Origin of the sequence: Eremococcus coleocola DSM 15696 (assembly GCF_000428865.1) — a bacterium.
Classification (GTDB): Bacteria; Bacillota; Bacilli; order Lactobacillales; family Aerococcaceae; genus Eremococcus; species Eremococcus coleocola.
This window is the reverse complement of the sequence record NZ_AUAT01000037.1, coordinates 1-10583: the sequence shown is the minus strand read 5'-3', so window position 1 is coordinate 10583 and position 10583 is coordinate 1. Positions and strand designations below refer to the sequence as shown.

Annotated in this window: 10 protein-coding genes, 1 tRNA gene and 1 pseudogene; 8 read left to right on the top strand and 4 right to left on the bottom strand. The window is 36.4% G+C overall.

Going from position 1 to position 10583, the window contains the following annotated elements; all coding sequences use genetic code 11:
* From G396_RS12160 to G396_RS0108195, 4 genes and pseudogenes are all read right to left on the bottom strand, one after another.
* Positions 1-177: pseudogene (locus G396_RS12160) on the bottom strand (IS5/IS1182 family transposase); the annotation flags it as partial.
* A gap of 181 nt (positions 178-358) precedes the next feature.
* Positions 359-1309: a peptidylprolyl isomerase gene (locus G396_RS0108205; protein WP_006418625.1), complete on the bottom strand. Its 951-nt coding sequence runs from the start codon at positions 1307-1309 to the stop codon at positions 359-361.
* Between the two features lie 100 nt (positions 1310-1409).
* Positions 1410-1790: a YtxH domain-containing protein gene (locus tag G396_RS0108200; RefSeq protein WP_006418618.1), complete on the bottom strand. Its 381-nt coding sequence runs from the start codon at positions 1788-1790 to the stop codon at positions 1410-1412.
* Between the two features lie 27 nt (positions 1791-1817).
* A complete protein-coding gene (locus G396_RS0108195; protein ID WP_006418690.1) occupies positions 1818-2249 on the bottom strand; it encodes an HIT family protein in 432 nt (143 codons plus the stop codon).
* Positions 2250-2521: 272 nt separating this feature from the next.
* Here G396_RS0108195 and G396_RS0108190 point away from each other — a divergent pair, with 272 nt between their 5' ends.
* From G396_RS0108190 to G396_RS0108155, 8 genes are all read left to right on the top strand, one after another.
* Positions 2522-3292 carry a hypothetical protein gene (locus tag G396_RS0108190; RefSeq protein ID WP_006418652.1) on the top strand — a complete coding sequence of 257 codons (771 nt, stop codon included), beginning with the start codon at positions 2522-2524 and terminating at the stop codon, positions 3290-3292.
* A 106-nt stretch (positions 3293-3398) separates the two neighbouring features.
* Positions 3399-3470: transfer RNA gene (locus G396_RS0108185), tRNA-Arg, on the top strand.
* A gap of 79 nt (positions 3471-3549) precedes the next feature.
* On the top strand, positions 3550-4116 hold the full coding sequence (locus tag G396_RS0108180) for a Gx transporter family protein (protein ID WP_028125671.1): 567 nt from the start codon (positions 3550-3552) through the stop codon (positions 4114-4116).
* 193 nt (positions 4117-4309) lie between these two features.
* Positions 4310-6187 (top strand): FAD-dependent oxidoreductase, encoded by a 1878-nt coding sequence (locus G396_RS0108175; protein WP_028125670.1) that lies wholly within the window; start codon positions 4310-4312, stop codon positions 6185-6187.
* 81 nt (positions 6188-6268) lie between these two features.
* Positions 6269-7234 carry a polyprenyl synthetase family protein gene (locus G396_RS0108170; protein ID WP_006418611.1) on the top strand — a complete coding sequence of 322 codons (966 nt, stop codon included), beginning with the start codon at positions 6269-6271 and terminating at the stop codon, positions 7232-7234.
* An 80-nt stretch (positions 7235-7314) separates the two neighbouring features.
* Positions 7315-8091, top strand: a complete 777-nt coding sequence (locus G396_RS10595; RefSeq protein ID WP_051221249.1) for an FMN-binding protein — start codon at positions 7315-7317, stop codon at positions 8089-8091.
* 224 nt (positions 8092-8315) lie between these two features.
* A complete protein-coding gene (locus G396_RS0108160; RefSeq protein ID WP_028125669.1) occupies positions 8316-9419 on the top strand; it encodes an FAD:protein FMN transferase in 1104 nt (367 codons plus the stop codon).
* Positions 9409-10371, top strand: coding sequence for a UbiA family prenyltransferase (locus tag G396_RS0108155; RefSeq protein WP_081683575.1), 963 nt, complete (start codon positions 9409-9411; stop codon positions 10369-10371). Before G396_RS0108160 ends, G396_RS0108155 begins: the two co-directional genes overlap by 11 nt.
* Positions 10372-10583 lie beyond the last annotated feature (212 nt).

The following is a 10583-nucleotide window of genomic DNA, read 5'->3' as shown; positions in this document are numbered from 1 at the left end:
TTTTAACATCATCCGAGGATGATGGCCTGGACGCCCTGTGGAAGTAGGTTTAGGAAATTCACTATCAGGGATTGAATCAACGAATAAGCTAATGAAACGGGCATCGTGATTTTTAGCGATATCAAAATCTAAATTTAATACTAAAGAACAATCAGATGTGTTATAATGTTTATACATGAAAGCCACTCCTTTAAATGTATTTGTGCTTATTTACATTATATCATGTGAGTGCTTTCATGTTTACTAAAATAATAAAAAAAGGTCATTATCACGATTGCGATAATGGCCTTGTCTTTTTATGGACTGGACTTTTTGCCCAGCCTCTTCTTTATAATCGCTTCTTTTATAAAAAGTTAAATTATTCACCCTCTGCAGAGCTAGCTGCTTCAGTTGACTCAGCCGTTTGTTCTGTTAGTTGAGTTAAATCAGTCACGGCATCTTTAAGGTCTTTATCTTTGATATCTACCTTAGCATCCTTAATTAATTGGCCAATCACACCATAAGAGAAGTTGGAATCAGAAAATTTACTTTGTTTATATTGGTTGACCACATCATCTTTAACGTCTTCAAAGGCTTGTTTTGTCCCATTATTAATGGTCTTAATTACATGGAAACCATATTGCGATTTCACAGGTTCTTGGGTAACTGAACCATTTTCAGACGCTTTAACAGCATCTTCAAATTCTTGGACCATTTGGCCAGAAGTGAAGGGACTTAATAGCCCACCGTTGGCTGCAGTTGCTTCATCAATTGAAAGTTCTTTAGCTAGAGCATCAAATTCTTCACCATTATTTAAACGGTTAATGACATCTTTAGCTTCATCTTCAGTTTTTACTAAGATTTGTTGAGCTTCCATAGGAGTTTCATAGGATTCATCATAGAATTTCTTAATGGCTTCATCAGAAAGATCCATTTTACCTTCAACTACTTCTTGGAACATATTTCGAATATAAAGTTGATATTTGAATTCATCGATAGATCCTAATTGCATTTGGTTTAGATAAGCATTGAATTGATCTTCACCAACTTTGTCTAATTGTTCTTGTGCTTCTTCGTCGGCTGATTTTTTAAGTGCATCTGCATCTTTAACATTTTGTTTTAGAACATTTTCCAAAATCATTGACCGCAAAGTAGTTTTACCGGCTAGGCTTTTCATTTCATTATAAAAGTCTTCTTTGGTAATTTTTGTGTCACCAATTGTAGCAATCACATCATCTTGGGCCATAACTGGCAAAGCACCTGCTAAGCTTGAGGCTAGGGCAAGGGAAGTGAATGATAGACCGATAGTTTTTAGTAAAGCTTTCTTCATGTAGTAATTACTCCTATTCTTTTTTTAATACAGCTCCCACTATATCATATTTGAGACTAAAAAGTGTTTAATTAACAATTTTTACACAAAAAACTCAAGTTCATTCTTCGTCTTCAGATTTCGATTGAGGCAAGCTAGCTTGAATGGCTTGACTTTGCTCTTCAATATTTTGGGTTAGGGTTTCAACCTTATCTTGGACTCTGCGAAGACGGGGTTGGTTTTCTTCTTGGAAATGTTTTAAAGTAGTTTGTAATTCTTGGCTGGTTTCTTCAACAACCTTTTGGCCTTCATGAGTGAGTCTTTGAATAGCGAGGTTAAGGTTTTCAAATTTAAAGCGAATATCGTCAATATCCTGGCTAGCTTGGTTAATATAACCAGCTAATTCTTGGCGTGTCTTATGGCCTTCTTGTTTGGCATTCATGAGTCCTGCAATTCCACCAAATATGGCACCCCAGAATAGTCCTTGTTTAAATGATGACATTGTTTTTCCTCCTTTGTATATTATCTCTTATTCGTCAATATGCTTAGCTATATTTGTAGCAATTTCTTGTAATTTTTCACTTGGAAAGTCAGCAGAATGATCTTCAAACTTAATTGCAAAACCAGGATCATCTGAAGAATATCGAGGAATTAAATGAAAGTGTGAATGGAATACAGATTGATAGGCAACTTGACCGTTATTATTAATTAGGTTCATTCCCTTTGCTTGGGGGTAAGCGCCCATGATGGCTTTAGCAATTTTTGGAATCCGACTAAAAACCTCACCTGCTAGTTGAGCATCATATTGAAAGATATCGGACACATGCTCCTTAGGGATAACCAAGGTATGACCAGGTGTGGCTTGGGTAATATCTAGAAAGGCATATACCTTGTCATCTTCATAGACTTTAGCTGAAGGAATCTGGCCTTCAATAATCTTACAAAAAATACAATCAGTCATGATTATCGCTCCTTTTTGAATCATTAAGTAACAATGATTTTGCTCTTTGTAATGAGTTTACTTTTCCCCTTTTAGAATACCACAATTACTAGATAAAACGAATTATTTCATTTCCTAGTTATCTTCACAAAAAATTCACACTATTATCATAGATATGAAATTTTCCTTTTGTATTTCAAGAATAAGTCCAAATTATCTCATAGATTGGAATGTGGCTTGTGATATAATAGAGCTACTTAAGTAGTAAGATAAAAGGGAGAGGAGCCAGTGCTATGTTTTATAATCGAGGAAGTAAGAGTGAACAACTTCTTATACTTGGCCTTGGCTTAGGTCTTTGTTTAACACCGATCCATACGGCTTTTGCACAAGATCAGACTAGTTCCTCTGAAAGTCAAATTGAGAGTCAGGTTGAAAGTCAAGACGAAAATGTTGAGACTAGTGAAACTAGTCCATCAGAAACACCTGCGGAGCAAAGTCAACCTATGCTTTCATTTGAGTCCTTCTTACCTTTTTGCCAATATGTTGAATATGTTTACCAAGGCGACGAGCAAGAAATAGCTTCTTATAATATGATTTTAGAATTCGCCAAAGATCAAAATGGTTTATTTCAAGCTGTGAAATTCGTAGGTGACAATGCCCAAGCTTTAATATATCAAGTGACTGACCAAGGACTTTATCAATTAGCAACATTTGATAATTATTTGAATGTTGAAGATTTACGCTATTCTGACCAAGTTGATCCTAATCGCCGTTCTTTAATTTTACCCCGGAATATTCAAATAGGAGTAGAATTTAAATCAGGTTATAATCAAGAAATTAATGCCACCATTGAGGATATCATTGATGAGTTTTATTTAGGCCAGGTGGCTTATCAAAATGTGGTAAAGGTGAGGGAAGCAGATACATCCAATCCTAACCAAGCAAGTTTAGTCAAATACTATGCCCCTAAAGCAGGCTTGATTGCAGTACAAATAGTAGACCAAAGTGGTCAGGCTGTGACGGTGCTCCAACTAAATAGTATTGATGGGGAAATTACTTATTAATAATTTTGAGCTAAGGGAGTTAGTTAAAGGGCTAGTAGGGTTGTAAATATTTATCTAAAATTAAGCTTGATTTTTTTTATAAAATTTCTTATACTATAGTAGTTAGGCCGCCATAGTGTAATGGATATCACGCAAGATTCCGGTTCTTGTAATGAGGGTTCGACTCCCCCTGGCGGTATTAGTAACATCAAAGTTAAAGAAGAGGGCTTTCGATGATAAAGTCCTCTTCTTTTTTATTCGAATGAAAGGGGTGACCTATGCTGCGAAGTCGTTACCAGATCTTAGTTTATGTGGCTGTCCTTGCAGCCCAGGCTATTATAATTGGTTTATTAGAACAATTCATTCCATCTCCTTTTGTATTTGCACCAGGAGCTAAGATAGGTTTAGCTAATATTATTACTGTGATTGCAATTTTTACCTTGCCATATACTCAGAGTTTCCAAGTATTGGTCATTCGGATTTTCTTAACTGCTTTATTAGGCGGTAATATGTCTACCTTCTTTTACAGTGCGGTAGCGGGTTTTTTATCTTATATTTTCATGTGCTTAGCTCAATTATTGGGACCCAAACGGGTGTCAATTATCGGTATCTCCATTCTTGGAGGAGTTATGCATAATGTTGGCCAACTTTTTGTCGCAGCCTTCTTTGCCAAATCTTGGTCTGTCTTAAATTATTTGCCTGTCTTGTCTTTTTCAGGAATTTTAGCAGGGCTTGCGGTAGGGACACTTGGAAATTATCTATTAACCCGGGTGGCAAGTTTACGTTTGTATCACCAAGAATTAGTTCTTTCACAAGCAAAACAGAATTGGTTAGAATTTAAATAAAAAAACTGGCAAATTTTTGGCCAGTTTTTTATTTTGGAAGCAGTTAGCCTATATGCTTGATGGGAAGAGGTTAAAAGGTCTATTTAATAAACAAAATAATCTTTGTGAAAAAAGTCTAAAAATTGCTTGAAATAGCTTTTAAAAACAGCTATACTTTATCGTGCATAAAAATCCAAAGGGAGATGTGAATAAAGTGACTAAGAATATTGTCATTGTGGGAGCTGGTTTTGCCGGTGTTGGCGCAGCCAGAAATCTAGGCAAACATTTTAAGAAAGATGAGTCGGTTAATATAACTTTAATTGATAAAAATTCTTTCTTAACTTACATGACTGAATTACATGAAGTAGCTGGTGGACGGGTTGAACCTGATGCGGTGAAATATGATTTACAACGTATTTTCCATCGTTTAAAAAATGTTCACCTAGTAACCGATAAAGTTATGGATATAAATCATGAAACCCAACAAGTGAAGGGTGAACATGGTACTTATCCATTTGATTATTTAATCGTTACTGCCGGTGGTGAAGCAAACGACTTTGGAGTAAAAGGTGTTAAAGAAAACGGCTTTACTATTTGGTCGATTGAAGCTGCTGAACGGATTCGCGAACACGTGATTGACTGTGTTTATGCTGCAGCTCGGGAACATGATGAAGCAAAACGTCTTGCTTTATTATCTTTCGTAGTTTGTGGAGCTGGCTTCACTGGTGTCGAAATGATTGGTGAATTAACTGAATGGTTGCCAGAATTATGTAAAGAACATAAATTAAACTACGATGAAGTATCTTATCATTTAGTTGAAGCAGCCCCTTCTATCTTAAATACCGTGACTGAAGTTGAACGTGAACGTGCAGTTAAAATTATGGAAAAACAAGGCATTGAAATCTCCTTGGGTGATGGAATCGTTGCAGTTGAAAAAGATCATATTGAATTAGCTTCTGGTAAACAAATTCCTTCATATTGTACTATTTGGACAGCTGGGGTTAAGGCAAATACCGATGCTTCTACTTGGGGCTTTGAATATGGCCGTGCTGGTCGTATTTTAGCGGATGAACATCTTCAAGCAAATGGCCATAACAATGTTTTTGTGGCTGGGGATATTGCTTATTATGAAGATCCTAATCAAGATGGGCGTCCAATTCCACAAATCGTTCAAGCAGCCGAACAAACAGCTGATTTAGCTGCTGAAAATGTGATTGCTTTAATGAACGGTAGTGAATTAAAATCTTATAAGGGTAAATATGATGGAAACATGGTTTCAATTGGTGGCCGTCATTCAGTTTCATTATTATATGATAAATACCATTTGCAAGGTTTCTTCTCAACCTTAGTAAAACATGCTGCAAACGTTAAATATTTCTTAAGCATTGGCTCTTTATACTATGCATGGACCTATGTACGTCATGAATTCTTTAAAATTGAAGGCGGCAAAAACATGTTTGGTGGTCACTTGGCTGCCCATGGTAACATGCTTTGGATATTACCTCTTCGTTTATACTACGGAGGAATGTGGTTAATAGAAGGTTTGAAGAAATGTTTTGGTATGTTTGGTGGTTCTTCTTGGTTCGGCGACACACTTGTTTTCCCATTTGAATGGTTGAAAGAAGAAGTTGTCTCTTCAGCTTCAACAGCAGAAAGTGCTGAAGCAACAACTGAAGCCGTTAAACAAGTCTTTGCTTTTAACTATACTCATGGTGAAGAACCAATGTTAGTCTTTAAAGAAATGCCAAATTGGTTTGCGTCAATTATGAAATTCTTTATGCCAAACCGTGAAGTTGCCTTCTTCATGCAAAAATTCATGTCAGTGGTTGAATTAGCCATTGGTTTGGCTCTAATTGTGGGTCTCTTTACTTGGTTAGTTTCTGCAGGTACAGTTGTCTTAGTTTCAATGTTCTGTCTATCTGGTATGTTCTACTGGGCTAATATGTGGTTTATTCCAGTTGCTATTGCCTTAATGGCAGGTGCAGGCCGTACCTTTGGTCTAGACTATTATGTAATGCCTTGGTTAGGTAGAATTTTTGATAAGTGGATTTGGGGACAACCAAAACATATTTATAAGGAACACAAAGCCTAGTTAAGTTGAAATTTTTAACCAAACTCGCTATTCTTAATAGGAATAGCGAGTTTTCTATTATAAAAAGATTGGAGTTTAATTATGGTACATCCAATATGGCAGGCCTATCCCAAAATAGAATCAGATTTAGAGCGGGTTAAAAAAATGATGATAGCTGAAATATCTGTGTCAAATCCAGAAATTAAGGCTAAAATAATGGATTATATCAATGCATCGGGTAAATTTGCGCGCGCCGGTTTGGTTTTAATGTTTGCCCGCTTAAATCAAAAGACGATAAGTCAAGAAAAGTTAAATATTGCCGCTGGTATTGAATTATTTCATTTGGCGACTTTGATTCATGATGATGTGATAGATGAGGCAGATCAACGACGGGGGATTCAAGCCTTTCACTTGGCTGAGTCCAATCGCATTGCCATTTATGCAGGAGATTATTTATTGGCTTATGCAATGCGGTTTTTATATCAGTCAGGCTTAAACGATTTCTCTGGAATTGAACAAAAAACCATTGAATTGATTCTGAATGGAGAATTGAATCAGTTAAAAAATGTAGCTGATCCGACGATGACAATCTACCGTTATCTTCGCCAGATTAAAGGGAAAACCGCACTTTTATTTGGCCTAGCAACAGTAGGGGGGTATCAAACCGAATCTATCAGTCGACGACAATTAAAACAAGCCTATTATGCAGGTGAAGAAATAGGGATGGCTTTTCAATTAATTGATGATCAATTAGATTTCTTTCAAAAGCAAGAACAAACTGGAAAACCACAATTACAAGATGTAATGAACGGGATTTATACAGCACCGTTAATCCGAGCAATTTATCAAAAACCCATACTTAAGAATTTGATACTTTCCATTGAAAATGAGGAAGATTTACAACAGATTCAAGATTTGATTGAAGAAAGTGATGCGGATGTCTATGTGGAAAACTTGGTAAAAAAATACTTAAATAAAGCAATTAAACGTATCCAAAAGCTCGATCAAAATGATTATAGCTCTGAAATTTTAAGTTTAATTCAGACTTTAATGACGCGTGATTATTGATATAACTAGACTAAAATTCTAAATTATATTAAAATAAAAGCGTATCAAAAATTTGTTTTCTTAAAGGAGAGGAAGATTTTATGAAAAAATCATTACTAAAAGGTTCGTTAGTGTTTGCATCAGTTTTCTTATTAGCGGCTTGTTCCCAAGCTGATAACGCTGCTGATAAAGCTAAAGATGCTGCATCATCTGCAGAATCTGTTGTCGAATCTGTTGTCTCTAAAGAAGAATCAGACGCAGCTAGCGATTCTGAAGTAGTTAGCTCAGAAGAATCAGATGTAGCCAGTGAATCAGAAGAAGCAGGCTCAGAAGAATCAGATGCAGCTAGTGAATCAGAAGAAGCCGGTTCAGAAGAATCAGAAGAAGCCAGCGAATCAGAAGAATCAGGCGCAGCGGGTGCTGTAGCAGATGAAATGGCCGAATTAAAAGATGGTACTTATACTGCTGTTTCAAATGAAGATGAACATGGTTGGACCTTGAAATTTACCATTGAAGTTAAAGATGGTAAAATTGAAAAATCTGATTTTGATTATGTAAATGCTGATGATGAATTAAAATCAGAAAATGAAGAATATAATATGAATATGGAAAAAAATGGTATTTCATTTGCAGATGCTAAAAAAGAATTAGATGATCAATTAGTAGAAAAACAATCAGCAGATGACGTTGAAGTTGTTTCTGGTGCATCAAGTTCATCTGATGTCTTCAAGAAAGCTGCTGCTGCCTTAATTAAAGCAGCCCAAGAAGGTAACACTGAAGAAATTAATATTGATGAATTAGAAGATGAAGCTGCAAGTTCAGAAGAATCAGCAAGTGATTCAGAAGAATCAACTGACGAATCATCTAGTGAAGAATAATAATTAATTAAGAACTTAAACAAAAGTAAGGGATTGGGCAAAAAAGCCCAACCCCTTACTTTTTTATAACAGGATATAGTAATACAGTAGTTACTTGGTAATTCTAATTAGCTTTTAAATAAATTGTGAACTTACTTACTATTTTATGAAAACTGTGTTAAAGTATTGGAAGAAAATTATTATAGCTTTTTTATAAGTTTGATTGGATAAGGAATGAGAACATAATGCGTAAACAAATAGCTCTCCTTTCAGTTTTAACCCTGCTGACTCCCTTAGCGATGCAGCCCGTTAAGGCTGAAGAATCTAACGCCGAAGTCACCACAGGCGCCAGTCCTAAAACTGAAAATCAAGAAGCACTTGAAATTGTCAAAGATCCAGAAACCCGGACTGAAACGCTACTACATACAGCGGTCCAATTATCCATTTACCATAAGGGGCAAGAAGCTGCTATGGATGAGGCCTTTGATTATATGCGACGGATGGAAAAATTACTTTCAACCAATTTAGAGGGATCAGATATTTATAAAATCAACCAGGCAGCTGGTAAAGAAGCGGTCAAAGTTCAACCCGAAACCTTTGAATTAATGGAAAAAGCCTTAGAAATCGCTAAATTATCGGATGGGGCCTTTGATGTGACCATCGGTGCGGTCACCAATTTATGGCGGATTGGGGATGTGGATGAAGAGCGTTTACCAAGCCCTGAAGAAATTGAAGCAGCCCTCCCTAAGATTGACTACCATAAAATCACCCTCAATAAAAAAGCTCAAACTATTAAGTTGGAAGAAGAGGGGATGGTCTTGGAAATGGGGGGCATTTCTAAGGGCTATATTGGCTCAGGGGTTAAGAAAATTTTCCAAAAATATGGAATTACCACTGCCCTGATTAACTTGGGTGGCAATGTGATTGTTATGGGAACCTCACCATCTAATGATCAAGGTTGGAATGTCGGTGTTCAAGATCCGGATAAGGTTCGGGGAACCGTTGTTGGAGCTCGGCGGATGAAGGATTACGCTATAATTACTTCGGGTATTTATGAACGCTATTTAGAAGTTGATGGTAAGAAATACCACCATATCCTGGACCCTAAAACTGGCTATCCTCTAGAGAATAATATTTCTGGGGTCACAGTGTTTGCTCCGGAGTCAGTAGATGGGGACGGTTATTCAACCTCCTTATTCTTAATGGGGATTGATAAGGGCTTAGACTTTGTTAACCATTTGGATGGGGTAGAAGCGGTCTTTATTGATAAGGACCATGGACTTCACTTATCTGAAGGATTAAAAGATTCTTTTGAATTAACGAATGAGGAGTATCACATTGTCAAATAAAATTACCCTACCTATTTTTCTAGAATTTGTTGAAATTCGGACCAAGTTGGCTTCCTTATTTCCAATGCTGATTGGTTTTCTTTGGACCTATTACTTTTATGGTCAGTTTAACTGGCTGAACAGCCTCGTTTTCTTCCTAGGTGCTCTGGTTTTTGATATGTGTGTGACTTCGATCAATAACACCATGGACTTTCATAAAGCCATTTCCCTTGATTATAAAAATGAAGAAAATGTGATTGGGCGTAATGGCTTAGACTTTAAAATCATGGTCAAAATTGTCTTTGTTCTCTTGGCTTTGTCATTGCTTTTTAATCTTGGCTTGGTTTTCTTAACAGATCCCATTTTATTAGCGATTGGGGCAGTTTGTTATGTCATTGGTATCCTCTATACCTTTGGGCCAGTTCCTATCTCTAGGACTCCTTATGGCGAATTTTTATCTGGTTTAACCATGGGCTTTGGTATTTTCTTTTTGGCTGTCTTTATGACCATGTATAAGGATATCCTGTATACCAATTGGACCGGACATAAAGTGATATTGATAGCTAATTGGTTTGAGCTCATCCGAATTTTCTTAATGAGTATTCCTTTAGTCTGTTTAATTGCTAATATTATGCTAGCTAATAATTTAAGAGACTTAGAACGCGATCTTGAAAATCAACGCTATACCTTGGTATCATATATTGGACGCGATTTAGGTGTTAAATTATATATGCTCCTGTCAGCCTTACCTTGGGTCTTTTGGCTCACCTATATTATTTCCGGTCAATTTCCAATTTGGGCATTAGTGGCTTTAATTGGAATCTATCCCCATTATCAAATTGTCCAAATCTTTGTCCAAAAAATTAAGCTAGCCGAGACACGCAAAGCTGCCTTTCCCCAAGCGCTCAAAGCCTTTATGTTATTCTCAGTCATTTATCTAATTAGTTTGGTCTTAATGATTATCTTTAAATAGGGAAGAACTTTGGCGTGTTTAAATCATTGCGATTCAAAAGCACCCTCCTCGTACCTGTAGCCAGGTCTATAGTGACCCCAAAAAGTTGGACCAGAGAGATGAGTACATATTTTATGTACTTGTCTCTCTTATTTTTTGTTTTCTAAGCAGCTTGAAGTGAATGGCGATAAGCAATTGGGCTCATCCAGTTTAATTTTTCTTTGATTCGTTCT